Below are 24,591 nucleotides of genomic sequence, written 5' to 3' on the forward strand. Positions count from 1 at the left end.
CGAAGGCGTGCAGCCGCTCGCCGCGGGCCATGGTGCCGTCGTCGTCGACGATCTCGCCGATCACGCCGATCAGCTCCTGGCCGGCCAGGCGGAGCAGGTCGACGGCGGCCTCGGTGTGCCCGGCCCGTCCTCGCGGTCGGCGTCGTCGGTCACGACCACCATCCGGCCGGCGGCCAGCGCGGCCACGGCCCGCTGGACGGCCCGCGTGCCGGGGAGGGGCGCGGGCTGCGGTGCGGATGCGGCGGAGGGCTTCATCGTCAGCTCCAGGATGTGCCGGGCTCGTGGAACGGTCAGCCGAGGGTGAAGGGATCGCGGGTGCCGCCGGTGAGCTCGACCCAGACGGACTTGTTCTCCGTGTAGGCCTCGACGGCGTCGACGCCGTTCTCCCGGCCGATGCCGGACAGGCCGTAGCCGCCGAAGGGGACGCCGGGGGCGACGACGCGGTACGCGTTGATCCACACCGTGCCTGCCCGGACCTTCGCGGCGACCCGGTGCGCGCGGTGGACATCCTTGGTCCACACGGCCCCGGCCAGCCCGAAGGGGGTGTCGTTGGCCAGGGTGATCGCCTCGTCCTCGTCGGTGAAGGTGTAGGCGGCCACGACCGGCCCGAAGACCTCCTCGCGCACGATCGTCGACTCGGGGCCGACCCCGGTGAGCACGGTGGGCTTGACGAACAGGCCGCCGAGCCCCTCGTCGGCGGCACCGCCGTAGGCCACGGTGGCGCCCTCGTCCTGTGCGGTCTTGAGGTAGTGCAGCACCTTGGCGTACTGCGGGGCGTTGGCGACCGGTCCCATCTCGGTCGCGGCGTCCAAGGGGTCGCCGAGCCTGATCGTGGAGGCGCGCTCGGCGACCAGCCGCACGAGCTCGTCGTGCACGGACTCGTGCACGATCAGCCGGGAACCGGCCATGCAGGTCTGGCCCGTGGCGGCGAAGACGCCGGAGATCACGCCGTTGGCGGCCGCGGCGAGGTCGGCGTCGGGGAACACGATCTGCGGGGACTTGCCGCCGAGCTCGAGGGTCACCGGGTTGAGGTTCTCGGCCGCGGCGCGGGCGACGTGGCGGCCGGTCGAGGTGGCCCCGGTGAACGCGACCTTGTTCACCCCCGGGTGGCCGGCCAGCGCAGCGCCGACCTGCGGGGACTGGCTGGTGACGACGTTGACGACCCCCGGCGGGAAACCGGCCTCGTCGAACAGCTCGGCCAGCGCCACGGTCGAGGCCGGTGCGTGTTCGGACGGCTTGATCACCATCGTGCAGCCGGCCGCCAGCGCGGGGGCGAGCTTCCAGGTCAGCAGCAGCAGCGGGGAGTTCCACGGCGTGATCGCCGCGACGACCCCGATGGGCTCCTTGCGGGTGTAGACGAGGTAGTTGGGGTTGGGCGAGGGGATCTGGCGGCCCTCGAGCTTGTCGGCGATCCCGGCGTAGTAGTGGTACCAGGAACTCAGCCCGGTCATCTGGCCGATCATCTCGCGGTAGAGCTTCCCGGAGTCGCTGACCTCCAGCCGGGCCAGCCGCTCCGCGTTCGCCGCGATCAGGTCGCCGACCCGACGCAGGAGCTGCGCGCGCACGAACCCGGTCGTGGCACCCCAATCGCCGTCCAGCGCCGCCCGGGCGGCCGTCACGGCGGCGTCGACGTCCTCGGGGCTGCCGTCGGCCAGCACCGCCCACGGCTGGCCGGTGTAGGGGTTCTGCGACTCGAACGTCGCACCCGAGAGCGCGTCGACGGGCTTGCCGCCGATCACCAACTTGAACCGCTCGAGATCAGCCATGGGTCCGTCCTCCTCGACAGTGCGTTGTCGTGCTGGTGTCCGACGCTAGGAGCGGGCCCGGGCGGCGGACTATCCGCTCCGGACCCGGCGATGTCCGCCGGGCGACTCCTCAGTGGCGGCCGCGCGGGTGGTTCGGGCCGCCGGCCCGGTAGAGGTTGCTGGACAGTGCGTGCCCGACGGCACGCTCGACCACCGCGGCGGCGTCGAGGACCCTCTCGAGGTCGAGTCCGGTGCGCACCCCGGACTCCTCGAGCAGGTACACGACCTCTTCGGTGGCGATGTTGCCGCTGGCCCCGGGCGCGAACGGACAGCCGCCGAGCCCGCCGACCGCGGCGTCGACCTGGGTGACGCCGGCCTGGATCGCCGCGAGCACGCAGGCGATGCCGGAGCCGCGGGTGTTGTGGAAGTGCACGCCGACCTCGACCCCGGGAACGGTCTCTCGGACCGCGTCGAGCAGCTCGATGACCCGGCCGGGCACCGTGGTGCCGATGGTGTCGCCGAGGCACAGCTGGTCGGCGCCGAGATCGACGGCGCGGCGGGCGATCTCGACGGTGCGTTCCACGGGCGTGCGACCGTCGAACGGACAATCCCACGCGACGGCGATGATCGCCTCGAGCCGGCCGCCGGCGTCGTGGGCGAGGGCCGCGATCTCGCCGACGGCCGCGACGGCCTCGTCGCCGGTGCGGCGGGCGTTGGCCAGGCTGTGCCCGTCGGAGGCCGAGATGACGTACTCGAGATTCGCCACCCCGGCCGCGACCGCACGACGGGCGCCCGCGCGGCCGGCGACGAGAGCCGAGAAGTACAGATCGGGCCAGCGCCTCAGCTCGGCAGCGACCTGCTCGGCATCGGCCAGGGCGGGTACGGCAGCGGGTGATACGAATGAGGTCACCTCGACTCGTCGCACGCCCGTGGCGGCGACGGCGTCGAGGATCTCCAGCTTCGCCTCCAGCGGGATCGGGGCCTCCAGTTGCAGGCCGTCCCGCATGCCGACCTCACGCAGATCCACCGACTCCGGCAGAGTGAACACAGGTGATGCCTCCTTCAGATCACACCGGCGTCGGACAGGGCCGCGACCTGGTGGCCGCTGAGGCCGAGCAGGCCGGTGTAGACGTCGACGTTGTGGCTGCCGGGTCGGGGCGGGCCGGCCCACCGCACGGACCCCGGGGTGCCGTCGAGCACCGGCATCACGCCGGGGCCCAGGATGTCGCGGTCCACGGCCTCATCGCGGTGCGGCACGAGCATGTTCCTGGCCCGGAACTGCGGGTTCTCCACGACTTCGGCGACGGTGTCCACGGGGCCGACGACGACGCCGGCCTCCTCGAGAACCTTCGTGCAGGTGTCGGGCGTCGAAGCGGGCGGCCCAGTCGGCGACGATGGCGTCGATCTCGTCCTGGTGTTCGCCCCGGGCGACGTGCGTGGCGAACCGCGGGTCGGACACCAGGTCGTCGCGGCCCATCGCTGCACAGAGCCGGGCGAACACGGTGTCCTGGTTGGCGGCGATGATCAGCCACCGGTCGTCGGCGCAGCGGTAGAGGTTCGACGGCGCGAGCTTGTCCAGTCGGGTACCGGACGGGCCCCGGACGTGGCCGGTGGCCGAGTAGTCGGGGATGACCGACTCCAGCATTGCGAGGCAGGCTTCGGACAGGGCGACGTCGACGACCTGGCCGCGGCCCTGCTGCGGGCCGCCGGGCAGGGTGCGTGCGTAGAGGGCGGTCAGCACGCCCTGCATGGCGAACATCCCGCCGAGGGAGTCGCCGATCGACAGTGCCGCACGCGGCGGCGGGCCGCCGGGGAAGCCGTTGAGATGGCGCATCCCGCCGACCGCCTCGGCGACCGACGCGTACCCGGGACGCTGGGCATGCGGGCCGGTCTGGCCGTATCCGGACACCCGGGCCAAGATCAGACCGGGGTTGCGGGCCGAGAGCGTGTCGTAGCCCAGCCCCCACCGCTCGAGGGTGCCGGGGCGGAAGCTCTCCACCACGACGTCCGCGGTGTCGACCAGGCGCAGGAAGAGCTCGCGGCCCTCGTCGCGGCGCAGGTCGAGCGTGATGCACCGCTTGTTGCGGGCGTGCACGGTCCAGAAGAAGTGGTGGCCGTCCTGCTCGGCCTGGCCCCACACGCGCAGCGGGTCGGGTCGGTCCGGCGCCTCGATCTTGATCACGTCGGCGCCGTGGTCGGCGAGCAACCTGCCGCAGAAGGGGCCGGCGATCAGCGTGCCGAGTTCGAGCACGCGGACCCCCTGAAGGGCACCGGCCGGCTCAGTGACCCACCGGGTGGGTACATCGCCGTCCGAGGCAGATGTTCGGAGGAACGGCCCGGCGGCCTCGCCGGTACCCGGGGCGTCGGTGGACAGGTCGGTGGCGGACACGCCCGCGACGCTACGAAGGGGGCCCAGCCACGGACTATCCGCGAGCGGACACCGACTATCCGCGGGGCGCCATTCTCGTTCGGGTGACACCGGGGTTGTGTCCGTAGCGGGCGCGGTACACGACGCGAAAGCGCCTCGCGCTGCCGAACCCCCAGCGACGAGCGATCGACCCGACCGAATCGCCGGGCCGTCCCTGCCCGAGTTCGGCGTGCGCACGGGTCAGACGCACCTCGCGCACGTACTGCTCGGCGGTCATGCCGAGATCCGCTTCGAAAGCGGCCTGCAGCGCGGTCGCCGGGGCGCCGGCCACGGCGGCGAGTTCGGCGATGCCGAGCGTCCTCTCCGGATAGGCCTCGATGTAGTCCACGGCCTCCTCCAAGGAGAGCCGGCCGGTGGCCCCGCCGCCGCGCAGCCGTGCCGAGTCCGCGTGCTCGGTGGCCATCAGGACCTGAGTCAACAGGTACGACTCGAGCTGATCACGGACGAGTTCGGCGACCTCGCCCGTGTCGAACTGACCGGCGAGAAACGATGCCGCCCCGAGCAGGCCTCGGCCGATGTCCGAGGCCAGGTCCACGCGCAGCCCGAACTGCGGGGGTGCGACCGGTTCATGCAGCAGGCTCGACAACTGGGCCTGCAGCGACACAACGGGGATCTTCACCGCGAACTGCCGGGCATCTGCCGACCACTCCAGGGTGGACTCCCGCTGCGGCGACAACAGCACCCCACCCGCCCCGGCGCAGGTGAGCACTCGTGCACCTCCCTGGCGGACGAGCGTGCGGCCCTCCACGGTCAGGTTGAGGTGGTAGCAGTCGACCATCGGGGGCACGACGAGCTCGGCCTCGCCGCCATAGGTCAGGTAGCCGAAGGCCAAGCGCGGCGAGCTGGTCAGATTCAGGCGCGCGTCGAGCCGGCCGCTCGCGCGAAGACGGTGTGGCACGTAGGCCCGGGACACGATCCGTTCAGCCGCGTCGGGGTCATCGGTGCGTAAGACCGTGAACCTGGCCAGGGGCTCGGTCGTCCCCGATCGCATCCTCACCCCCGGTGACCGTTTCGTTCGGCGGGCTCCGACGGTAGGAGGCCCGGACGTCGCCCGCTATCCGCGGAGCGACGCGTCCGGCTTGGGCGCATCCGCATGGCGGAGCCTCCCTCGGGGCGGTCCGGACCCTGTCGAGTCGCTTTCCGGACAGCGCAGGTCGGCGCGCGGATAGTTCTGGTTCTCGGCGGATCCCTACCTTCCTGAGCACAGCGATCGGCCGGTGCGCCACGTCACGCCCGGCCCGCAATCCCGGATCATCGACGACGGAGGACTGCTGTGACCTACCCCATGCACGAGGCCGACGGCCTCCTCGGCCACGACAAGTCGGTCAAGGAGAACCCGGTCTTCAACGACCAGAAGCTCAAGCTCGGGATCTTCGCCGCCAACTGCAGTGGTGGGGTGGTCATGAGCCACGAGCCGACGGGATTCCGCGTCACCTGGGACCAGCAGCTCGACATCGCGCGAACTGCCGACCAGCTCGGGATGGAGGTTTTCGTCCCGGTCGGGCGCTGGACCGGGTTCGGTGGCGAGACCAACTTCAACGGCGTCTGCTACGAGACCTACACCTGGGCGGCCGGTCTCGCGCAGGCCACCGAGAACATCGGCATCTTCACCACCACACACGTCCCGACCGTGCACCCGATCGTCGCGTCGAAGATGGCGACGACCATCGACCACATCTCGAACGGCCGCTTCGGGATGAACCTGGTCATGGGCTGGTTCACCCCGGAGATGGAGCTGTTCGGGGGCAAGCAGCTGGAGCACGACGAGCGCTACGAGTACGGCCAGGACTGGCTCGAGTTCGCGATGCAGCTGTGGAACGAGAAGGAGTCGTTCGACTACGACGGCAAGTTCTTCCGGTCGAAAGGCGCCCACGCCTACCCCAAGCCGATCCAAGACCCGCGACCTGCACTGCTCAACGCCGGTGCCTCGCCGCGCGGGCAGGAGTTCTCCGCCCGCAACGTCGACATCAACCTGATCGCGCTGCCCACCGAGGACGCGCCGGACTACATCACCGGCATCAAGCGACTGGGCCAACGACGAGTACCAGCGCGACATCGACGTCTGGACCTACTGCCTCGTGGTCTGCCGCGAGACCGAGAAGGAGGCCAAGGCCGCCCAGCAGGCGATCATCGACAACGGCGACTGGGCCGGGGCGAAGAACGTCATGGACGTGCTCGGCATCCAGTCCGGCTCGTTCGGCAGCCAGATCGAGAAGTACCAGGAGCGCTTCATCGCCGGCTGGGGCGGCCCGAACCTCGTCGGCACCCCCGAGCAGGTCGCGGAGCAGTTCGCCGAGCTGTCCGACGCGGGAATGGGCGGCGCGATCTTCGGCTTTCACGACTACGCCAAGGAGCTCAAGGAGTTCGGCGACGAGGTCATGCCCCTGATGCGCAAGCACGGCCTGCGTCACTGACGAAGGCACCTTGGTGCCCGAGGTTCGGCACCTAGCCTCTGCATCGGAGCGAGCACGAGAAGGTCGAGGTCGGGTCCGTGGTCCCTGATCTTGGAGGGCGCACGGCGGTCGGGTCGGCGACGAAGGCAGTGACTCCCCCGGCTCTTGCCGATGTGGCGCCGACCGTGCCGCCCGGCGCCTTCGTGACGGTCACGGGACAGAGCGGCGCGGGGAAGTCGACGCTGGTCAAGATCCTGCTGCGGCTGCTGGACCCGCAGCGGGGAACGGTGTCGCTCGACGGCGAGGACCTGCGCGGCATCCCTGAGGGTCGCCTGCGCAGACGGGTCAGCGCCGCGCTGCAGGACCCGTACATCGTCGACGCCTCGATCGCCGAGAACATCCGGTGGGGGTGCCCGGTCGCCGACGACGAATCGGTCCGGACGGCGGCCCGGGTCGCGGACGCGGACGGCTTCGCCCCCACGCAGACGACCTTGCGGACGGCGTTGTTCACCACGCCTCCTCGTGGGGTTGGCCCGAGTGCCCCGCAGGGACCGGCGGTTTCTCAGACCCGGCCGCCCGACTCCAGGTCGAGGCGTAGGGCCAGGGTCGGGCAGGCGGCGATCGCGGCACGGGCGGCGCGGATCTCGTCCGGGTCGAGGGGGGCGGTCCTCCGGCCGTCGTCGAGGATGGGGTATCCCCACTCGTCGAGGTCGATGTGGTCGGGCAGCAGGTCTGCGCACAGACCGTGACCGGCGCAGGCGATGGGGTCGACCCGCAGGCGCCGGGTCATCCGTGCACCACCGGGAACAGCGGGGCCGCGGCGGCGCCGCCGCACGGCCGGCCCCGAAGGTGGTCGCGCAGGTCGGCGGCGAAGACGTGCAGGGCGCTGCGGGTGAGACGAGCAGCGCCGTCGGGCAGGGCGCAGGCACCGCGAGCGGTGACGAGACCGAGCCGGCGGGCGAGCCGGTCGGCGGCCGCCGGGGCGTCACGGGTGGCACAGGCGATCGCGGTGAGGTCGTCGGCCACGGCGGGCAGGCCGAAGCGGCACGGGCCGCACTGCCCGGCCGACTCGCCGGACAGGTAGCGGACCAGGTGCGCGGTCTGGGTGAGGCCGCAGGCCCGGGCCGGAAGGGCGAGCAGCGTCGGCACCCCCAGGACGGAGCCCGCCTCGCGCAGCGCTGTGTGGCTGAGCGCGGTGTCGATCGCGGGGGCGCCGAGCCACGCCCCGCCGTACCCGCCGCTGAGCACGGCCTGGACCAGCTCCGTGGGGCCGCCGGCGAGATCCAGCACGGCGCGCACCGGCGTCCCGGCGGGAACCTCGACCACCCCGGGCGCCTGCACGGCGCCGCCGGTGGTGACCAGGAGCGTGCCGGGCAGGTCGGGGGTGCCGGTCTCGCGGAACCACGCCGGCCCGTACCGCGCGATGAGCGCCAGCTGAGCGAGTGTCTCGACGTTGTCGACCAGCGTCGGGGCGCCGCGTATCCCGCGTTCGCCGGGCCGGGGTGGACTGGTGGTCGGCAGCGCAGGGCCGCCCGAGAGGTACTGGACCACGGCGGTCTCCTCGCTCGCCACGTAGCGGCCCGGCACCTCCTCGACACGGACCGGCACCCGGTCGCGCCGAGCGGCTACCTCTTCGCGCACCCGGTCGGCGGCTCCGACGTGGACGGCGAGGATCGCGGTGGTGGCGCCGAGCGCGTGCGCGACCAGGGCGATCCCGTCGAGGACCAGGTGCGGGGCGCAGTCCAGCAGTGCCGCGTCCTTGTGCGAGGCGGGCTCGCCCTCGCACCCGTTCGCGACCACGACCGGTCGCCGTCTGCGCCCGGCCGCGACTGCGCGCAGCTTCGCGGCGGTGGGGAACCCACCGCCGCCTCGCCCGCGCAGCCCTGCGGCGTCGACCCGGGCGATCAACGCGTCGGGGGTGAGGCGGGGGAGCGGCCCGTGTCTCGCGAGGTGGGCGGCCAGGTCGTCGCGACTCGCGTCCGTGGCCCAGCCGGCGAGCAGCCGCGGCCGGAAGGCGATGGCGGTCATCGCGCGACCCCGCTCCAGCTGCGGGCGCGCCACAACAAACCCGCAAGGACGGCGACGACGCAGCTAAGCGTCAGTGCCAGGACCCAGACCGTGGTGGAGTCGGCCCCGCCGATGCCCCACCCGTGGAGCACGGCGAGGGGCCAGCAGGCGTAGGCGCTCAGGTGGACGGCACGCCAGGCGCGCAGGCCCAGCCGGGCCCGGAGCAGGCTGGTCGTGATCACGGCGAGCAGCAGGTCGAGCGCGACCGCACCGAGGCCGAGCCAGAACGGCCCGTACGCCGAGCCGAAGGGCACGACGACGTCGAGCCAGCGGATCGGGACGTACCCGTCGAGCACGGCGGTCAGCACGTGCAGCGCGACGAAGGCCGGCCCCAGCAGCGACAGGTTGCGGTGCAGCCGGGCGACCGCGAAGCGGGGCCACCGCGCCGTCGCCGCCCCGGTGGTCCCGGCGATACCGAGAAGTACCGTCACGGTGAGCAGCACCAGCGACACCAGGCCCGCCGCCCGGCTGGCGTACCAGGTCCACATCAGACGGCACCCGCGATGGTCGGCCCGACCTCGGCGGGCCACCCGCCGACGGTGTGGACCCGGCCGGCCGCCGTGACCAGACGGGCCGGCAACCCGGCGGCGGCCAGCCAGTCGGTGGCGTCCGGCCCTCGGACCAGGGCTGCCGTGGCGGCCGTGTTGGCGGCGAGAGAGGATGCCGCCGCCACGCTGACCGTCCGCCACGGCCCGGCCGTCGGCAGGCCCGTCCGCGGATCGACCACGTGGTGGCACGCCAGCTGCCCGCGCCGCCAACGCCGTCGCGCGGTCCCCGAGGTGGCCAGCCCACCGGAGCGCACCGTCACGATGGGGCCGGGCCCCGGAGCGCCGTGATCGTCGGTGATCCTGACCTGCCAGCCTTCGACGGGTGCAGGACCGGCGACGGCCAGGTCGCCACCCAGGCTGACCAGCACTCCGGCACCGGTGTGTTCCGCGATCCTCGCCGCCGCGTCGTCGGCGGCGAGGGCCTTCGCCGTAGAACCCAGGTCGAGCCGGACATCCGGGGGCACCGTGAGGAGGCGCGCCTCCGGTTGCCAGCCCAGCCGTCGCCAGCCCGGGGCGGGGGTGGGACGGACCGGGTCGTCCGAGTCGCGCACGTCGGCGAGGTCGCGGTCGTAGCCGAGGGAATCGAGCGAGATCCCGACGGTCGGGTCGACGAGACCGTCGGTGGCAACGGCGGCACGCAGCGCCGCGTCGAGGTGGACGGCGAGGAGCTCGCCGACCTCCACGGTGCCACCGGCCGCGCGCTCGGCCCGCCTGATCTCGGAGTCCGGGCGGAAGCGGGAGCAGGTGAGGTCCAGCGACGCGAGATCCGCACGCAGCAGCGCGACGGCCTCGCCCAAGGCGGCGCGGTCGGTGACGACGACCGTCGCCGTCGTCCCGATGGCAGGGAACGACTCCGCCGCCGTGGGGGCGACGATCACCGGCCCGCTCACGACGCCCCGGAGGTGACGTGCGAGTGGGAGGTCCGTGGGGCCGCGGAGGGAGGCGCCGCCGGAGGTCGGAGGAGGTGCCCCGGCCCACCGCTGCCGGTCCCGCCGGACCTCCCGCCCCCGCCGGACGCGGACGGCGGCGGCGTGGGCCGGGTGGACGGTGCCGACACCGTGGGCGCCGGCGCCGGGGCCGGGGCCGCGTCGGTGTCGGAGCCCTGGGACGTGCTGTCGGACGCGGGGGAGGCGGTGTCGGCGGCAGCCGGGGCCTGCGCGAGCACGGCGGCGGCCACCGCGGTGGCCGCGATCCCGCCCATCGCCGTCCACCCGGTGGCGATCGCGGCCCGACGCAGCCCGCGATCGCGGGCGGCGCGCCGGCCGGCGCGATCAGGACCGGGAGCAGAGGAGTCCATGGGGCCAGCCAACGCCGGATTTCTTGGAGATCCTTGGGAGCGCGGGCGGGGCATGATGGCGTCCGTGACGGACGTCGGAACGCCGCGGGTGCTGCTCGTCGAGGACGAGGCGGACCTGGCCGGCATGCTGGCCGGTTTGCTGGCCGAGGAGGGCTACGCGGTCGACGTGGCCGCTGACGGGCACACCGGCCTGCACTACGGCCTGACCCGTGGCTACGACGTCGCGATCCTCGATCGTGGGCTGCCCGCCGTCGAGGGGCTGGACCTGCTCGGCCGCTTGCGCCGCAGCGGGATCACGGTGCCGGTCCTGGTGCTCTCCGCCTTGGGCAACCCCGCCGACCGGGTCGCGGGCCTGGACGCCGGTGCCGAGGACTACCTGGCCAAGCCGTTCGACGTCGACGAGCTCCTCGCCCGGCTCCGGGCGCTGCGCCGTCGCCATCTCGACGCGGCCCGGATGCTTCCCCTCGGAGCCGCACGGTTGGACCTCGACACCCGTGAGGTGATCACCGAGTCCGGACCGGTCGCGCTGTCCGAGCGGGAGTGCGGCCTGCTCGCCACCCTCGCGGGCCGGCCACGGCAGGTGTTCTCCCGCGACGACCTGCTCGCCCTGGCCTTCCCCGAGGCGGAGAACCCGGTCGTGGTCGACACGTACGTGCACTACCTGCGGCGCAAGCTCGGTCGGTCGGCGGTGGAGACGGTCCGGGGCCGCGGGTATCGGCTCGGCGCACCGTGACCGTTCGCGCCGGACCGGCCGCGCGGGCGCCGGGGGAGGCGGTGCTGGCGCGGCGGGCCGCCGTTCGGCTCGGCGCTCAGGCGGCCGCCCTGGTCGCACTGATCGTGGTCGTGCTGACCGCGGTCGCCGTCGTCGTCGTGATCGGCGCGCAGCGCGCCCAGGTCACCGCCGTACTCGACAGCGCCATCGGCCGCGCCGACGACGTCGACGACCCGCCTTCCGGGGTCCACCTCCTGATCCGGGACACCGCGGGTCGCGTCACGCAGACCCCCGGCCTGCCGCCCGGTGTCGCCGACGACCTGGCCCTCGCCGCGGCCGCCGTCGGGGGCCGTCCGCCCGCGGTGGAACGCAACGTCCGCGACGTCCAGTACGAGATCGCCACCGCCCGGCGCGACGACGGGGTGACCGTCCAGGCGATCCTCGACCTCACCGCCAACCACGCCGAGCGAAACCGGCTGCTGCGGATGATGCTCGCCACCGGTGTCGTCGGGCTGGTGGTCGCCGGGGCCGCCGGCACCTGGCTCGGGCACCGCGCCCTCGCCCCTCTGTCAGCGGCCCTGTCCCTGCAGCACCGCTTCGTCGCCGACGCCGGGCACGAGCTGCGCACCCCGCTCACGCTCCTCGGTACCCGGGCACAGATGCTGCACCGCCACCTGCGCCGCGACGGCGCCGATCCGCAGCTGCTCGGCGAGGCCGCAGGCGTCGTCGCCGACTCCCGGCGGCTCACCGCGATCCTCGAGGACCTCCTCCTGGCTGCCGACCCCCTCGGCGAGCGCCCGACCGAACTGGTCGACCTCGCCGAGCTCGCCCGCGACATCAGCGGATCCGTCGGTGCCGACGCCTCCGTGCACGACGTGACCGTGCGGACCGAGGCCCCCGACCCGGTCCCGGTCGTCGGCTCCCGGGCGGCGCTGACCAGGGCCCTCACCGCGCTGGTGGACAACGCCGTGCGGCACGCCCACAGCGCCGTGGTCGTCGAGGCCAGGCCCGCGGACGGGCACGCCGTGCTCGAGGTGACCGACGACGGCGACGGGGTCGATCCCGCCGTCGCCCCCCGGCTGTTCGAGCGGTTCGCCACCGGCGCCCGCCCCACCGGCCCGGGACGTCGCCGCTACGGGCTCGGGCTGGCACTCGTCGCCGAGATCGCCGCCGCTCATCACGGCGCTGTCGAGCTCGTCGCCGACGGCCCCGGCACCCGTTTCCGGCTCGTGCTTCCGGCGGTCCCGGCCCGTGCGGACACCACTCCAAAGAACCTCTGAGAATCCGACGCCACCATCGACGCCGTGCCCACGTTCCTGACCGGCCTGCCGCTGCACCCGCTCGTCGTGCACGCGGTCGTCGTCCTGGTCCCTGCGGCCGTCCTCGGTGCGCTCGTGGTGGCTCTCTGGTCGACGGCCCGCCGCCGCTGGGGGTGGCCGGTGGTCGTCCTGGCGGGTCTCGCAGCCGTCTCCGTCCCGCTTGCGACCAGCACGGGAGAGGGGCTCGAGCACAACCTGCCCCGAACCCCGGCCATCGCCGCTCACGCCGAGCTCGGTGACCAGCTCCTGGTCTTCGTCGCCCCGCTGTTCGTGGTGGTGCTCGGCCTCGTGCTGGTCGAACGTCTCCGTGGCAGGCCGGCGGAGCGTGCCGACGGCCCGGGGACGGTGGTGGCGCCGCGGAGCTCGCGCCGCTGGATCCGGCCGGCGATCGTCGTCCTCGCCGTCCTGACCGTCGCGCTGGCCGCCGTCTCCGCGGTGCAGGTGGTCCGGATCGGCGACAGCGGCGCTCGCGCCGCCTGGGGCGACGTCCACTACGCACCCCAACCCCGGCCCGCCGGTCATCGGGACGACTGACCCTCGCCCCGGACGTAGAGCTCCGCCGTCGGGTCCGCCGTACGAGCCACTTCACGGTTCACGGGCCACCGCTCTACGAGCGGGGTTACGAATTCGCCTTCAGCCCTCCATGTGCTCGGGGTTCTTCGGCGGGTACGGCCTGCGGCGCTCCGTCACCCGCCGACCCGAGCTCGTCCGGGCGCGCCTTGCCTAGCCTGCGCAGCTCGAAGGCCAGGACGAGGTCCGAGATGCCTCGGAAGATGGCCATGAACCCCACCCAGAGCAGGATGAAGACCGTCCGGCCGGCGAGGTCCCACGTGCGGTCGGAGGTGGAGACCCACAGGGCGAGCAGCACGAGGAGCCCTCCGGAGACCAGCCCGAGCCACCAGTAGGGGCTCTCGTCGCGCAGCGCGAGGCTGCGGGCGAGGTAGAAGACGCCTTGCAGGAACAGCAGCAGGCCCAGCATCGAGGCCAGGGCGAAGAAGGTGTTGATGGGCCGGATGAACGACCACAGCGCGCCCACGAGGAACAGCACGGCGAGTGCGTAGTGCAGCACCTTCCAGCCGCCGATCATGATGCCGCCCAGGGCTCCCTCGGTGATCCCGGCGAGGAGGAGGACCACCCCGACGAGAACGCCGACGGTGGCCAGGGAGGTGATATTGGCGCGTAGCACCAGCCAGGCGACGACGAACCAGATGATCCCGGCCACGAGGGGGGCCCACCACCAGCGGGCTGCCTCGCGTTTGATCAGGCGCCCGGCGATGCCGGGTAGCTGCGGGGTGTCGGTGTACATGATGTGCTTCCTTCTCGTGTGTCGGAGGGGGCGGCCCCCGTCCGGCTGAGTCCGGGGCCGCTGTGCTGGAACCAGGAGGCGGCGGGGCTCAGCCGCTGGTGGCCTTGGCGCGTTCGTCGGCGTAGGAGCGGGCGTCGATGGCGTCCAGTACGGCCAGACGCGCGTTGTCGACGGCCCATCCCGCGTAGTCGAGGGCGTCGTATGCCGCCTGTTCCGCCATAACCGCGTCGCCGGCGGCGATGTCCGCATCGAACTGGGCGTTGCGTGCGTCGATCTTGGCCTTGATGTCGTCCCTCTTGGCGGCGGCGTCGGCCTTCATCTGGGCCCATTTGCTGCGTGCACCGGTGTCCGTCGCGTCGGCGTGCTGCTCGGCGTCCTGGACGCCGAGGTCGACATCGACCTGCGCCTGGTCGATCCGCTGCCGGATTTGATCGCGGGACTCCGTCGCGGCGGCCTCCGCCGCCGCCTTCGCCTCGGTGACGGTCCTCTGCAGGGCGTCGAACTGCGCGGAGTAGTCCATCCCTTCCTCCTGATGTGCCTTTCTCGGTGTTCTCGGTGTTCTCGGTGCGAGCGAAGCGTGTTCCGTTGATGCACCCGATGGCCGAAGGATCCGGATCTTGCGAGCCTTCTGCCCATCTCTGTTGCAGGGCTGTTCGGCCCGGGCCGGTGGACGTCAGTGGGTGAAGGCGCTGATTCCGGTGAGATCGCGGCCGACGATGAGGGCCTGCATGGTTTCGGTGCCTTCGAAGGTGTGGACGGCTTCGACGTCGGCCATGTGCCGCATGACGTGGAAGTCGAGCAGGATGCCGATGCCGCCCAGGAGGTCGGGGGCCTCGGCGAGGACGGCGCGGGCCTTGGACGTGTTGTGCAGCTTCGCCAGCCCGGCGAGGGTGTCGGTCGGGAAGTAGTCGGTGGACAGGGCGTCGCCGATGCCTTCCTGCAGGTCGTCGGTCACCGGGTGTCCTCCTTCGGGTCGATCTTCGGGTCGATGTGGGACGTGGGGGATGTGCTGCTGAGGAACTGCTCGATCAGCGGGACGAGGCGTTCGGGCCGGGCGATCAGTTCGAGGTGGCCACCTGGGTAGACGTGTAGTCGGGCGCGCGGGATGAGCGCGGCGAGCAGCCGCCCGTTGATCGTCGGGATCACGGGGTCGTCGTCGCCGGTGAGGACGAGGGTCGGCTGCCGCAACAGCGGCAGGTAGGGGAGGCTGGTCCATCCCGCGGCGGCCAGCAGTTGGAGGGCGTACCCCCGGCGCGAGTCGGTGCGGTTGTGGGGTGCAGGAGGCGGGCGGCGGTGGTCGGGTCGTCGCGGGCGGTTCCGCCGTAGATCTCGGGGGCGACGCGCCGCAGGAAGTCGGGGTCGGTGTGACGCCGCGGGGTCGCCATCCGGGCGAGGACGCGGCGGGCGGCCGGCACCATGAGCGTTCCCGTGCCGGTGCGACCACGACGAGCCTTCGGCAGCGGGCCCGGGCGGTGCGGGCGAACTGTTGCGCCACCCCGCCGCCCCAGGAGATGCCGAGGACGTCGACCCGCTCGTGGCCGAGGACGTCGAGCAGCGCGACCATGGTGCGGGCCAGACCGGGCAGGCGGTAGGGCCGGGACGGGACGGGTGAACCGCCGGCGCCCGGGGTTCGAAGCGGATCACCGGGCGGTGCGGGTCGAGCGCGTCGACCAGCGGGTCGAGGGCTTCGAGGCCCGCGCCGATGCCGTTGACGAGCAGCAGCGGTGTGCGGGCGGGGGCTCCCGGTCGGATGTGGATGCGGAGCAGCTGCCCGTCGACCAGGCGGGTGGCCCGGGCTTCGTCGGCGTTCATCGGTCGAGGACGTAGACCCCAGGAGCCGGGTCCAGTGGCGTCAGCCCTGCCCCGCCGAGCGCGTCGGGTGCGTCCCGGTCCGGCCCGCTGCGCTCGGACAGCCAGGCGAGATAGTCGGGCCACCAGGATCCCTGGGTGGATGGCGTTGCCTCCTGCCAGGCGGTCGGCTCGGCGTGGAGATCGGCAGAGACCTGATACGACGCCTTCGGATTGGTGGGCGGGTTGACCATGGCGGCGATGTGACCGCTGGTGGACAGCACGAAGCGCATGCGGCCGCCGAACAGCTGGGTGCTGCGGTAGCAGGCCTGCCACGGGGAGATGTGGTCGGCGACCCCGCCGACGACGTAGCCGTCGATCGTGATCGCCGACAGGTCGACCGGTGCGCCGAGCATGTGCGCCTCCCCGGGCTGCACCAGCGCGTTGCGCAGGCCGAGGTCGAGGAGGTCGCGGTGCAGGGCGGCGGTCATGCGGGTGGTTTCGGCGTTCCCCCGCCTCGCAGACACCGCGGTCGCAGCCTCAGCGGTGTCCGCGTCGAGGAACGCGCCCGTGACCCCGGCCCGCGCCTGATCGAGTACGCACACCGCCAGGGCGAACCCGGCCACCTTGTCGGCCAGCTCGCCGCGGTGCTGCAGGGCGGCGAGCGCCATCGACTGCAGCGTGCCGCCGGAGCAGAAGCCCAGCACGGTCGCTCCTCGGGTCGCGGTGAGCTCGTCGAGGCTCTGGTCGCCCTCGGACGCCCGCTCCGACAGGAACCGCGACCGCCTGCGGCAGGCGGTGCCTGGTGCAGCAGACCGGGGCGAACCGGCCCGCGGACGCCGGGCCCTTCGGCCTTGGTCGGGCGAGCAGGGGCGGGGCCACCGTGAGCCCATGAGTGCGCCGAGGGTTTCCGGGCACGCTTACTGCGAGGTGGCCTGCGGAAGGCGCGCCGGGCACAACCTGGACGTGACGTGGAGCCCGCGCGGTGGCGTCGCGGGCGTCTCGGCCATGCAGCGTCGAACCACCGCACCCGTCACGCTGAGCCAGCACGGCATCGCGGCAGGACGCAGCGATGAACGTCGATGAACACCTGGCGGGTGACCAGATGGCCTCCCCGGCGGCGCTAGCGCCGCTGGAAGCGCCTTCGGATGCGTCCGAGACCGCACGGACCACGACGCCGTCGGCCGTGACAAGGACTTCCCGGTCGCCCTTCCGGATCGGCATGGTCGGCGCGGCAGGCGTGGGGCTCACCGCCGGACTGGCCGCGCTTGTCTTCACGGCCCGGAACATGCTGGTGCTGATCGGACTGGCGTTGTTCTTCGCCGTGGGGCTCGAACCGGCGGTGGCCTCGCTGGTCCGCCGCGGGCTGGCGCGCTGGGCCGCCGTCGCGGCGGTGTGTGCGGGCATCGCCGCCCTCGTCGGCGGGTTGATCGCGGCGGCGATCCCGCCGCTGATCGCACAGGTCGCGGCGTTCAGGGCCGCCGTCCCCCTCTACGTGAGGATGTTGAACGATCGCAGCTCCTTCCTCGGCGGCCTGAACGAGCGGTTCCACCTGCAGCAGAGCGTGGAGCAGGCGCTCGCCGGCGGCGGCAGCGGTCTCGTGAGCGGGGTGTTCGGCGCCGGAGCCGTGGTGGTCGACGCCGTGGTCTCGACCGGCGTGGTCGTGGTGCTGACGGTGTACTTCCTCGGCTCGCTGCCCAAGATCCGCAGCGCGTTCCATCAGCTGATCCCGAGATCACGACGGGCTCGCGTCGCCCAGTTGGGGGACGAGATCGCCACGAGGGTCAGTGGGTACGTCCTGGGCAACCTGCTGACCTCGCTCGTGGCGACGGTCCTGACCTACATCTGGTTGCTGATCTTCCACGTGCCCTATGCCCTGTTGTTGGCCGCGCTGGTCGGCTTCCTGGACCTGATCCCCACCATCGGCTCGACCCTCGCCGGAGTCGTCGTGTGCCTGGGTGCGTGGACCGTCTCCTGGCCGGTGGCCGTGGCCACCGCCGGCTACTTCGTCGTCTACCGGCTCTTCGAGGACTACGTCCTGTCCCCGAAGGTCTTCAGCCGGGCCGTGCGGATGTCTCCGGTGGCGACCCTCGTCGCGGTGCTGCTCGGCGGAGCCCTGCTCGGCATCGTCGGGGCACTGGTCGCCATCCCCGTCGCGGCCGGCATACAACTCGTCGTCCGCGAAGTGGTGCTCCCGCGACTCGACGAGGCCTGACCCGGCGAGACTTCGCCGGCGGCCCGGAGCCGACCTCGACCGCGGCCAGCGGCGGCCGGCGGCCAGAGGTGAAGCCCGGCACAGGGAGGCGGAACGACATGACGATGCTCTGGGAGCGACCCAGGGACGGAGCAGAAGCGCCGGGACCCTGGCGCGGGGACGCCGCCCGGCCGGAGCCGTCGCGGTGACCGCGGCGAGACCGGCCCGGAGCCACCGGAAAGCTCGGCTGGTCCTCGGCGGCCTCACCCTCGTCCTGGGCACGGGCGCAGTCGTCGGCGTCCGCGCCCTTCGCCGCGCGCAGCCCCCGGCGGGCCGGCCCGTCCCGGCCGCCGACCGCCCCGTCCTGCTGATGAACCCACGCAGCGGCGCCGGGAAGGCGGAGCGCTTCGGCCTGCAGCGAGAGTGCCGGGCCCGCGGCATCGAGCCGGTCGTGCTCGAACCAGGCCAGGACCTGGTCGCGTTGGCCGAGGCCGCGGTGGCCGGTGGGGCCGACGTGCTCGGCATGGCCGGCGGCGACGGCTCCCAGGCGCTGCTCGCGGACGTGGCCGCCCGGCACGGCCTGGCGATGGTGGTCGTCCCGGCCGGCACGCGGAACCACCTGGCGATGGATCTGGGCCTCGACCGCGACGACGTGGTCGGCGCGCTCGACGCGTTCGGCGCCGCGGTGGAACACCCGATCGATCTCGGGGACGTGAACGGGAAGCCGTTCGTCAACAACGTCTCCCTCGGCCTGTACGCCGAGATCGTCCGCCTGCCGGAGTACCGCGACGCCAAGCTCGAGACCACCCTGAACACCCTTCCCGGCCTCCTGGGGCCGGGAAGGCCACCCTTCGACCTGCGCTTCACCGGCCCGGCGGGGGAGCAGCACACCGGCGCACACGTCGTCCAGGTCTCCAACAACCCCTACGGACGCACGATCGGCACCTTCCTCAGCCGACCCCGTCTCGACAGCGGTCACCTCGGAGTGATCGCCCTCGAACTGCCCGACGATCCCGCCGACAAGACGTTCCTCGCCGCCGTCGCGGCCGGTCGCCCGGAGCACTTCCCCGGGTACGTCGCCTGGACACCGTCGACCTTCGAGGTGACCTCCGACGCTCTGATCAACGCCGGTATCGACGGGGAGGCGCTGCAGATCGCCCCGCCCCTGCGTTTCACCAGCAGGCCGGCAGCGCTGCACATCCGTCTGCCGAGACACGCGAGTGGGCTCTCGCCCGCCGCCCGCGAGCTGCGCGCACGCTCGACCGTGCGCGGGTTGAGGTACCCGGCGGCAGGCCTTACGGCCGGCCTTGACCGTAAGACGTGAGCCTCTCCGGGTGAGAGGCAATTCGCGGCAGTTGTCCGCGGCGACGCAGCGCCGGGGCGGGGTGCCGTTATCTAACCGGCGGTTCTGCCGCTTGGTGCGAGGAAGTAGGCCAGCCCGGCGGACGCCGAGCAGGCAGAGACCGGAAGCTGCCCTTGAGCTCGACGCCGGCGTCGCGGATCACGAGCGCCAGACGACGTGCCTCGGCGGGGTGCGCCGCCTGCTCGCGGGACTCGCCCCGGCCTCCGCGGCGGCGGGAGATCGTGGCCGGCCGCGGTGGGCTCATTGGGCCCCGTGCGAGGGCTCGGTCCGAATCGTCTCCGCTGAGGAGCGAGGCACGGAGCCGGTTCATCATCCGGGTCCGGTAGGTCGTCAGCTCGCGACGGGCCCCCAAGCGGCGGCGGCACGGCCACAGACGAGCATGCCCCAGTCCGGGTCCTTGAACGCTTCCCCGACGATGCGCGCGGGCTGCTCTGGCGTTGGGGGCTGTGGGTCCGGCGCCGGCTGTGAGGGTGCCTCGGCCTGGGAGACGGGATTGACGCCCATCCGGCGCCACTTCACGGCGCGGGCGAAGGTGCCGTCGAGGAGCACGTGCATCTGGCGGAGGTAGGAGGCGCGAGCGGCTTGCCGGTGTGCGGGATGCAGCGGTGATCGCAGTCGTGTTTGCCGGAGACTCGGTGGTCGATCTGGCGGCGGCGCCGTGTGCAGCGGGTCCGGCAGCGGCGGAGCTGTCGAGGACCTCGCCGTCGATCCGGCTGATCTGGATCTTGCCGAGCAGTGGGCGGATGGAGAGGCGGGCCATGCGCTCGTAGCCGTCGCGCGTGGTGTCCTCCACCTCGAGCACATCGCTACATGGACCCGCACGCGGTGGGAGCCGTTGCTGAGTCGCTCGATCTCACCGCGCCGACGGCGGGGCCTCCGAGCAGCTGCCACGGGGCGACGGTAGCGATACGCGCCCCACCACTCGCCCCACTTGTCGTTCTCGGCCAGAGGTGCATCTCCTCTGACCTGGTGCCCCCGGCAGGATTCGAACCTGCGACCCAGAGATTAGAAGGCTCTTGCTCTGTCCAGCTGAGCTACGAGGGCGTGGGACCCGGGGGTCACCGCCGACGAGGGTAACGGCTCCCTGTCGTGAGGGCTCCCGGCGCCGCCCGACCGTGCGATGTGGGGCCGAGAACGGCCCGTTCCCCGACGTCACCCGTCCGTTTCGCGGTGTCCGCCCTCACGCTCCCACGGTGCGAGATCCATACTGGGCACATGGCACTGGGACTGCGCTCCGCGATCGGCTCGGACGTCGGCCGCCGGCGCACCGCGAACGAGGACTCCGGCGCGGCCGGGGACCGCCTGCTGGTCGTCGCCGACGGCATGGGCGGCCACGCGCACGGCGAGCTCGCGAGTGCGCTCACGGTGGCGGCGATGGTGGAGCTGGACGAGCGTCTGCCCCAGGACCTCTCGGAGGTGGACGTGCTCGGCGAGCTCGCCCGCGCCGTCGACGAGGCGTCGGAGCGGCTGGCCGAGCACGCCCGCAAGGAGCCGGAGACGCAGGGGATGGGGACGACGGTCGTCGCCCTGCTGTTCGACGGGTCCCGCCTCGGCCTGGCCCACGTCGGGGACTCGCGGATCTACCGCTGCCGCGCCGGGGAGCTGCGCCAGCTGACGCACGACCACACGATGGTCCAGCAGCTGGTCGACGAGGGACAGATCACGCCCGAGGAGGCGCTCGTCCATCCGCGCCGCTCCGTCCTCATGCGCGCGCTGAGCACCGAGCACCCGGTCGAGGCGGACCTCGAGTTCCTCGAGCCCGAGCCGGGGGACCGGTACCTCCTCTGTTCGGACGGGGCGACGGCGGTGCTGCCGGACAAGGCGATCGAGGACCTGATGGCGGCGCCGACCGGCCCCGAGGTCGTCGTCGAGCAGCTGATCACGCTGGCCAACGAGGGTGGCGGGCCGGACAACATCACGTGCATCGTGGCCGACGTCGTCGACGCGGCTGAGGTACGGGCGCAGGGGGTCAGGCTCGTCGGAGCGGCCGCGGACCTGCGCTAACGGCGCCCCACCAGCCGTCGGAACCCGACGGGCACGGTGCGTCCGGCGGCCGCGAGCCGCGCGACGCGGCGCTCCACGGCCTCCCGACGCGACGCGTCCGGCTCCGGCCATGCACCGCAGGACACGAGAGATTCGACCTCGGCCGGCGCCTCGAACGTCGCGCGCACGTCCCCGAGGACGGCGAAGTCCGCGGCGGCGAGCAGCCACCCCGGGTGATCGACGGCGGCCGGGCACGCCCAGCCCTTGCCGAGCAACCCTCGTCGCACACCGCGCCGCAGCGCGCCGAGCGAGCGGCCCGGTGCCGGCACGACCGCGACCATGCTGCCCGCCGGCCGCAGGACCCGGCGGACCTCCGCCAGCAGCGCGTCGGGCCGCTCGAGCGCGGGCAGGACCCGGTCGAGCACCACGCAGTCGGCCACGTCGTCCTCGAGAGGGAGGGCCTCGGGGGAGGCCCGTGCCCCTGTGACCGTGACGGTGGCCGGCGTGCACGGGGTGATCGACACCGTGTGCTCCGTGGTGGGCACGGCAGCGCCGACCCACGCGGCCAGTCCCGGGATGTGCGTCACGCGGGGGAGTCTGGCAGCGGGGTACGACGGAAACCGTCGCGGTGCGGGCATAGCCTGGTCGCATGGCGCAGACGACCGCCGACCCCACCCCGACGACGTCGGCCCGCCGGCCACCCTCGGGCGTCGGCGGCCTGGTGGGGCTCGGCATCGCCGTGGCGATCCTCGTCGCGGCAGGCCTCACGGCCCTCACCGGATCACGGCCCGTCGAGAACCTCGGGCTGCCCGATCCGGGCACACTGACCACGATCGGCCTCCCGGCGGTCCGCGCGGCCGCCGAGGTGTGCGCCGTGCTCGCGATCGGGTTCCTGCTCCTCGCGGCGTTCTTCGTGGCGCCACAACGGAGCGGCTACCTGGACGTCGCGGGGTACCGCGGGGTGCGGGCGGCCTCCTACGCCGCCGCCGGGTGGGCCGTCTCGGCCTTGTTGCTCGTCCCGCTCAGCGCGGCGGACGCCCTGGGCAGACCGGTGGTCGACGTGCTCGATCCCGAGCTCCTCGTCTCGGTGATCCCCAAGCTCTCGGACGCGATGTCGTGGTTGCTGACCGCGATCGTCGCCCTGCTGCTGCTGGTCGCCTGCCGCCTGGTCCTCTCCTGGGGATGGACGGTGGTGGCCTTCGGCCTCGCCCTGCTCGGCCCGCTGCCGGTCGCCCTCACCGGGCACTCCGCGGCGGGCGGGTCGCACGACGTCGCGACGAACAGCCTCGTGCTGCACGTCCTGGCCGCCTCGCTCTGGGTCGGTGGACTCGTGGCGGTGCTGTCCCTCGCGGCGGCCCGGGCGGACGACGACAGCGTGACGCTCGGCGTCGCGGTGCGCCGGTTCTCGCGGGTCGCGTTCTGGTGCTGGGTGGTGCTCGCGGTCACCGGGGTACTCAACGCCCTCGTCCGGGTGTCGCCGACCGACCTGATCGGCTCGACCTACGGGGCACTGCTGCTGGGGAAGACCCTGGCGCTGCTCGCGCTGGGTGGGCTGGGTCTCCTGCACCGCAGACACACCGTCGACGCGGCGGGGCGCGGGGAACGCGGCGCGCTCCTGCGGCTCGGTGGGGTCGAGGTGCTGTTGATGCTGGCCACGGTCGGGCTCGCCGTGGCGTTGGGCCGCAGCGCACCGCCCGCCTCGGACGCCGCCCCACCCTCGCGGACCGAGGTGGTGCTCGGCTACGACCTCGACGGTCCGCCCACCCTGGTGCGCCTCGCCTTCGACTGGCGCTTCGACCTGATCTTCGGCACGGCCGCGGTGCTGATGGCCGTCCTCTACCTGCTGGGTGTCCGACGCCTCCGTCTCCGGGGCGACGCGTGGAAGCCCGGGCGAACGGCGGCGTGGCTCTGCGGCTGTGCGGTGCTCCTGATCGCGACGAGCTCGGGAATCGGGAAGTACGCGCCGGCGATGTTCAGCGTGCACATGGGCATGCACATGATGCTCACGATGCTCACCCCGATCCTGCTCGTGCTGGGGGCGCCGGTGACGCTGATGTTGCGGGCACTCCCGGTCGCGGGTCGGGGAAACCCGCCGGGACCGCGGGAGTGGCTGCTCGCCGCCGTGCACTCGCCGGTGGCGCGGTTCGTGACGCACCCGTTGTTCTCGCTGCCGGTGTTCGTCGGCTCCTACTACGCGCTCTACTTCTCGGACCTCTTCGGGTGGGCGCTCAGCGAGCACTGGGCGCACGTCGCCATGAACCTGCACTTCCTGCTGGCCGGCCTGATCTTCTTCTGGCCGGTGATCGGGGTCGACCCCTCGCCACGACGCCTGCCGCCCGTCGTCCGGCTCGCGGTCGTGTTCCTCTCGGTGCCCTTCCACGCGTTCTTCGGCGTGGCGTTGATGGGCGCGGACACCGTGATCGGCGAGCCGTTCTACCGCTCGCTGGCCCTGCCGTGGGTCACCGACCCCCTCGTGGACCAGAAGCTCGGGGGCGGGCTCGCCTGGGCCTCGGGGGAGTTCCCGCTGCTGCTGGTGATCATCGCGTTGCTCATCCAGTGGTCTCGCCACGATGAGCGGTCGGCGCGGCGCGATGATCGCCGCGCCGACGCGGACGGAGATGCGGAGCTCAAGTCCTACAACGAGATGTTGCGCCGCTTGGCCCGCGGTGGGGGGCCGTCGGGCGCGTCCGAAGAAATTTCTGCCGACCGTGGGGGCGAGGCCTCGCGCGACGAACGACGTCCGGAAGGGCCGTCCGACGAGCGCGAGTCGGCGAGTGCGTCGGGTATCGGTGCAGGTGAGGGGCGACGGGGCGGCACTCCGGCGGACTGACCGTTCGTCGCGCACCGCACCGGGCCCAGATTCGGGCCGCTCGGACGTTTCCGCAGGTCAGAGGGTAAACCGGGGGGCCGATTTGACCACCCCCGGTAGCCCTGGTGTAACTTTCTCTTCGTCGCCGCGGCGAGCGGAAAGACGGATCGGGCCGGTTCTCCGGGCCGGGTCGAGCTCGCCGGTAGGGGGCAGCCTCCGCGGAAGCGATACCTTCGGGTAGCGTGGCAGGGGCGCGTCGGACGGAAGTTAGGGCTTGCCTCGGCGGTACGGACGACGTAACATATGAGAGTTGCCTCCGATCCGGATGGATCTGGTAGGCTCTCGACAGAAGCGACAACGCCCCGGATGGTTCCCGCGAGGGTTCCTGGTGGTGTGCGGGTGTCTTTTGAGAACTCAACAGTGTGTCGAGCGAGAATGTCGGGACTGGTGGTTTGTGCCAGTTCTTTTTTGGGCTCGTTTTTCCGACCCCGTCGGGGGCGAGCCTGTAGTTGGAGCCAGTTTTTGTTGGAGAGTTTGATCCTGGCTCAGGACGAACGCTGGCGGCGTGCTTAACACATGCAAGTCGAGCGGTAAGGCCCTTCGGGGTACACGAGCGGCGAACGGGTGAGTAACACGTGG

The 24,591-nt window shown here is 72.6% G+C and carries 25 protein-coding genes, 1 tRNA gene, 1 rRNA gene and 3 pseudogenes; 11 read left to right on the top strand and 19 right to left on the bottom strand.

What is annotated here, in order from left to right:
* From LWC35_RS40680 to LWC35_RS35800, 6 genes are all read right to left on the bottom strand, one after another.
* Window positions 1-310, bottom strand: a 310-nt coding sequence (locus LWC35_RS40680) for a 3,4-dihydroxy-2-butanone-4-phosphate synthase (RefSeq protein WP_308194745.1), incomplete at its 3' end; no start/stop codon positions are given.
* Entirely contained in the window at window positions 291-1,766 is a 1,476-nt protein-coding gene (locus LWC35_RS35780; protein WP_232874943.1) for an aldehyde dehydrogenase, read from the bottom strand. The genes LWC35_RS35780 and LWC35_RS40680, both read right to left, overlap by 20 nt.
* A gap of 109 nt (window positions 1,767-1,875) precedes the next feature.
* The gene (locus LWC35_RS35785; protein WP_232874944.1) at window positions 1,876-2,793 is read right to left on the bottom strand and encodes a hydroxymethylglutaryl-CoA lyase; all 918 of its coding nucleotides are present in this window, start codon (window positions 2,791-2,793) and stop codon (window positions 1,876-1,878) included.
* A 14-nt stretch (window positions 2,794-2,807) separates the two neighbouring features.
* Entirely contained in the window at window positions 2,808-3,059 is a 252-nt protein-coding gene (locus LWC35_RS35790) for a CoA transferase (protein ID WP_232874945.1), read from the bottom strand.
* On the bottom strand, window positions 2,986-4,134 hold the full coding sequence (locus LWC35_RS35795) for a CaiB/BaiF CoA transferase family protein (RefSeq protein ID WP_232874946.1): 1,149 nt from the start codon (window positions 4,132-4,134) through the stop codon (window positions 2,986-2,988). The genes LWC35_RS35790 and LWC35_RS35795 overlap by 74 nt, the downstream gene beginning before the upstream one ends.
* Window positions 4,135-4,189: 55 nt before the next feature.
* On the bottom strand, window positions 4,190-5,164 hold the full coding sequence (locus tag LWC35_RS35800) for an AraC family transcriptional regulator (protein ID WP_232874947.1): 975 nt from the start codon (window positions 5,162-5,164) through the stop codon (window positions 4,190-4,192).
* 411 nt (window positions 5,165-5,575) lie between these two features.
* Between LWC35_RS35800 and LWC35_RS39950 the strand changes: the two are divergent.
* From LWC35_RS39950 to LWC35_RS41175, 3 genes and pseudogenes are all read left to right on the top strand, one after another.
* Window positions 5,576-6,121: pseudogene (locus LWC35_RS39950) on the top strand (LLM class flavin-dependent oxidoreductase); the annotation flags it as partial.
* A gap of 130 nt (window positions 6,122-6,251) precedes the next feature.
* Complete coding sequence (locus tag LWC35_RS39955; RefSeq protein ID WP_308194743.1) at window positions 6,252-6,587, top strand: hypothetical protein; 336 nt, start codon at window positions 6,252-6,254, stop codon at window positions 6,585-6,587.
* 152 nt (window positions 6,588-6,739) lie between these two features.
* Window positions 6,740-7,021: pseudogene (locus LWC35_RS41175) on the top strand (ATP-binding cassette domain-containing protein); the annotation flags it as partial.
* 107 nt (window positions 7,022-7,128) lie between these two features.
* Here the strand turns inward: LWC35_RS41175 and LWC35_RS35815 are convergent.
* Genes LWC35_RS35815 through LWC35_RS35830 form a run of 4 tightly spaced genes read right to left on the bottom strand, consistent with a single transcriptional unit; the run spans window position 7,129 to window position 10,071 of the window.
* On the bottom strand, window positions 7,129-7,356 hold the full coding sequence (locus LWC35_RS35815) for a ferredoxin (protein ID WP_232874948.1): 228 nt from the start codon (window positions 7,354-7,356) through the stop codon (window positions 7,129-7,131).
* The gene (locus LWC35_RS35820; protein ID WP_232874949.1) at window positions 7,353-8,594 is read right to left on the bottom strand and encodes an NADH-ubiquinone oxidoreductase-F iron-sulfur binding region domain-containing protein; all 1,242 of its coding nucleotides are present in this window, start codon (window positions 8,592-8,594) and stop codon (window positions 7,353-7,355) included. Before LWC35_RS35820 ends, LWC35_RS35815 begins: the two co-directional genes overlap by 4 nt.
* A complete protein-coding gene (locus tag LWC35_RS35825) occupies window positions 8,591-9,121 on the bottom strand; it encodes a ferric reductase-like transmembrane domain-containing protein (RefSeq protein ID WP_232874950.1) in 531 nt (176 codons plus the stop codon). The genes LWC35_RS35820 and LWC35_RS35825 overlap by 4 nt, the downstream gene beginning before the upstream one ends.
* On the bottom strand, window positions 9,121-10,071 hold the full coding sequence (locus LWC35_RS35830; protein WP_232874951.1) for an FAD:protein FMN transferase: 951 nt from the start codon (window positions 10,069-10,071) through the stop codon (window positions 9,121-9,123). The genes LWC35_RS35825 and LWC35_RS35830 overlap by 1 nt, the downstream gene beginning before the upstream one ends.
* 471 nt (window positions 10,072-10,542) lie before the next feature.
* Here LWC35_RS35830 and LWC35_RS35835 point away from each other — a divergent pair, with 471 nt between their 5' ends.
* From LWC35_RS35835 to LWC35_RS35845, 3 genes are read left to right on the top strand one after another with little or no spacing between them, the layout of a single operon-like run.
* Window positions 10,543-11,211 carry a response regulator transcription factor gene (locus LWC35_RS35835; RefSeq protein ID WP_308194744.1) on the top strand — a complete coding sequence of 223 codons (669 nt, stop codon included), beginning with the start codon at window positions 10,543-10,545 and terminating at the stop codon, window positions 11,209-11,211.
* Window positions 11,208-12,470: a sensor histidine kinase gene (locus LWC35_RS40685; RefSeq protein ID WP_232874952.1), complete on the top strand. Its 1,263-nt coding sequence runs from the start codon at window positions 11,208-11,210 to the stop codon at window positions 12,468-12,470. The genes LWC35_RS35835 and LWC35_RS40685 overlap by 4 nt, the downstream gene beginning before the upstream one ends.
* A gap of 24 nt (window positions 12,471-12,494) precedes the next feature.
* The gene (locus LWC35_RS35845; RefSeq protein ID WP_232874953.1) at window positions 12,495-13,043 is read left to right on the top strand and encodes a DUF2231 domain-containing protein; all 549 of its coding nucleotides are present in this window, start codon (window positions 12,495-12,497) and stop codon (window positions 13,041-13,043) included.
* 85 nt (window positions 13,044-13,128) lie between these two features.
* Here the strand turns inward: LWC35_RS35845 and LWC35_RS35850 are convergent, their stop codons facing one another.
* The 6 genes and pseudogenes from LWC35_RS35850 to LWC35_RS35875 form a co-directional block, all read right to left on the bottom strand.
* Complete coding sequence (locus LWC35_RS35850; protein WP_232874954.1) at window positions 13,129-13,815, bottom strand: DUF308 domain-containing protein; 687 nt, start codon at window positions 13,813-13,815, stop codon at window positions 13,129-13,131.
* A gap of 88 nt (window positions 13,816-13,903) precedes the next feature.
* Complete coding sequence (locus LWC35_RS35855; protein ID WP_232874955.1) at window positions 13,904-14,335, bottom strand: hypothetical protein; 432 nt, start codon at window positions 14,333-14,335, stop codon at window positions 13,904-13,906.
* Between the two features lie 153 nt (window positions 14,336-14,488).
* Entirely contained in the window at window positions 14,489-14,770 is a 282-nt protein-coding gene (locus LWC35_RS35860) for an acyl-CoA dehydrogenase family protein (RefSeq protein WP_232874956.1), read from the bottom strand.
* The gene (locus LWC35_RS35865) at window positions 14,767-15,003 is read right to left on the bottom strand and encodes an alpha/beta fold hydrolase (protein WP_232874957.1); all 237 of its coding nucleotides are present in this window, start codon (window positions 15,001-15,003) and stop codon (window positions 14,767-14,769) included. Before LWC35_RS35865 ends, LWC35_RS35860 begins: the two co-directional genes overlap by 4 nt.
* Before the next feature lie 256 nt (window positions 15,004-15,259).
* A pseudogene (locus tag LWC35_RS40690) lies at window positions 15,260-15,649 on the bottom strand (alpha/beta fold hydrolase); the annotation flags it as partial.
* Window positions 15,624-16,310, bottom strand: a complete 687-nt coding sequence (locus LWC35_RS35875; protein ID WP_232874958.1) for a polyhydroxyalkanoate synthase family protein — start codon at window positions 16,308-16,310, stop codon at window positions 15,624-15,626. The gene LWC35_RS35875 and the pseudogene LWC35_RS40690, both read right to left, overlap by 26 nt.
* A gap of 479 nt (window positions 16,311-16,789) precedes the next feature.
* On the opposite strand from LWC35_RS35875, the gene LWC35_RS35880 reads away from it, so the two are divergent.
* Window positions 16,790-17,818, top strand: a complete 1,029-nt coding sequence (locus LWC35_RS35880) for an AI-2E family transporter (protein WP_232874959.1) — start codon at window positions 16,790-16,792, stop codon at window positions 17,816-17,818.
* Window positions 17,819-18,002: 184 nt separating this feature from the next.
* The gene (locus LWC35_RS35885) at window positions 18,003-19,121 is read left to right on the top strand and encodes a diacylglycerol/lipid kinase family protein (protein WP_232874960.1); all 1,119 of its coding nucleotides are present in this window, start codon (window positions 18,003-18,005) and stop codon (window positions 19,119-19,121) included.
* 369 nt (window positions 19,122-19,490) lie between these two features.
* Here LWC35_RS35885 and LWC35_RS35890 read toward each other — a convergent pair whose 3' ends face one another.
* Window positions 19,491-19,715, bottom strand: a complete 225-nt coding sequence (locus LWC35_RS35890) for a hypothetical protein (protein ID WP_232874961.1) — start codon at window positions 19,713-19,715, stop codon at window positions 19,491-19,493.
* Between the two features lie 412 nt (window positions 19,716-20,127).
* Window positions 20,128-20,204, bottom strand: a tRNA-Arg gene (locus LWC35_RS35895).
* Window positions 20,205-20,375: 171 nt separating this feature from the next.
* On the opposite strand from LWC35_RS35895, the gene LWC35_RS35900 reads away from it, so the two are divergent.
* Complete coding sequence (locus LWC35_RS35900) at window positions 20,376-21,164, top strand: PP2C family protein-serine/threonine phosphatase (protein WP_232874962.1); 789 nt, start codon at window positions 20,376-20,378, stop codon at window positions 21,162-21,164.
* Here the strand turns inward: LWC35_RS35900 and LWC35_RS35905 are convergent.
* Window positions 21,161-21,730: a methyltransferase domain-containing protein gene (locus LWC35_RS35905; protein ID WP_232874963.1), complete on the bottom strand. Its 570-nt coding sequence runs from the start codon at window positions 21,728-21,730 to the stop codon at window positions 21,161-21,163. The genes LWC35_RS35900 and LWC35_RS35905 overlap by 4 nt on opposite strands.
* Window positions 21,731-21,792: 62 nt before the next feature.
* Here LWC35_RS35905 and LWC35_RS35910 point away from each other — a divergent pair, with 62 nt between their 5' ends.
* Both LWC35_RS35910 and LWC35_RS35915 read left to right on the top strand, forming a co-directional pair.
* Window positions 21,793-23,973, top strand: coding sequence for a bifunctional copper resistance protein CopD/cytochrome c oxidase assembly protein (locus LWC35_RS35910; RefSeq protein WP_232874964.1), 2,181 nt, complete (start codon window positions 21,793-21,795; stop codon window positions 23,971-23,973).
* Between the two features lie 501 nt (window positions 23,974-24,474).
* Window positions 24,475-24,591, top strand: a 16S ribosomal RNA gene (locus LWC35_RS35915); the annotation flags it as partial.

The organism is Pseudonocardia kujensis, assembly GCF_021283305.1.
GTDB classification, from domain to species: Bacteria; Actinomycetota; Actinomycetes; order Mycobacteriales; family Pseudonocardiaceae; genus Pseudonocardia; species Pseudonocardia kujensis.

Excerpts from the sequence above, each read along its gene's own strand:
- LWC35_RS35820 (WP_232874949.1), bottom strand. The coding sequence starts at position 8,594 with ATGACCGCCATCGCCTTCCGGCCGCGGCTGCTCGCCGGCTGGGCCACG.
- LWC35_RS35800 (WP_232874947.1), bottom strand. The coding sequence starts at position 5,164 with ATGCGATCGGGGACGACCGAGCCCCTGGCCAGGTTCACGGTCTTACGC.
- LWC35_RS35815 (WP_232874948.1), bottom strand. The coding sequence starts at position 7,356 with ATGACCCGGCGCCTGCGGGTCGACCCCATCGCCTGCGCCGGTCACGGT.
- LWC35_RS35780 (WP_232874943.1), bottom strand. The coding sequence starts at position 1,766 with ATGGCTGATCTCGAGCGGTTCAAGTTGGTGATCGGCGGCAAGCCCGTC.
- LWC35_RS35890 (WP_232874961.1), bottom strand. The coding sequence starts at position 19,715 with ATGCACGTGCTCCTCGACGGCACCTTCGCCCGCGCCGTGAAGTGGCGC.
- LWC35_RS35850 (WP_232874954.1), bottom strand. The coding sequence starts at position 13,815 with ATGTACACCGACACCCCGCAGCTACCCGGCATCGCCGGGCGCCTGATC.
- LWC35_RS35855 (WP_232874955.1), bottom strand. The coding sequence starts at position 14,335 with ATGGACTACTCCGCGCAGTTCGACGCCCTGCAGAGGACCGTCACCGAG.
- LWC35_RS35825 (WP_232874950.1), bottom strand. The coding sequence starts at position 9,121 with ATGTGGACCTGGTACGCCAGCCGGGCGGCGGGCCTGGTGTCGCTGGTG.
- LWC35_RS35910 (WP_232874964.1), top strand. The coding sequence starts at position 21,793 with ATGGCGCAGACGACCGCCGACCCCACCCCGACGACGTCGGCCCGCCGG.
- LWC35_RS35900 (WP_232874962.1), top strand. The coding sequence starts at position 20,376 with ATGGCACTGGGACTGCGCTCCGCGATCGGCTCGGACGTCGGCCGCCGG.